The sequence below is a fragment of the Pseudomonas sp. AC463 genome, assembly GCF_979253585.1.
The window spans coordinates 1-278 of record NZ_CEEDDZ010000530.1; the positions used below are offsets into that span (position 1 = coordinate 1).

The 278-nt window shown below is 50.4% G+C and carries 1 protein-coding gene; it reads left to right on the forward strand.

Annotated features, from left to right (window positions below; all coding sequences use genetic code 11):
* Positions 1–160: 160 nt before the first annotated feature.
* Positions 161–278, forward strand: a 118-nt coding sequence (locus AC0IYH_RS31270; RefSeq protein WP_471838094.1) for a PrpF domain-containing protein, incomplete at its 3' end; no start/stop codon positions are given.

Consider the following 278-nt stretch of genomic DNA (forward strand, 5'->3'; position numbering starts at 1 on the left):
CGGCGACCGTCTGATGAAATCCGCCAGCCGAAGCCTCTAGCAGGCGCATTAATGCACAAAAAGCATTAGTTGTTGAAATATATGCAATTTACAAAACAAAAGACACTGACCACCATTTAAGGAAAGCAACAATAAGCGAATTTATTGCACTGGAGACATCATGCAAGCCATTCCCTGCGTCCTGATGCGCGGCGGCACTTCTCGCGGCCCGGTCTTTCTGGCCAACCACCTGCCCTCCGATATTGCCCAGCGAGACGAGCTGCTGCTCAAAGTAATGG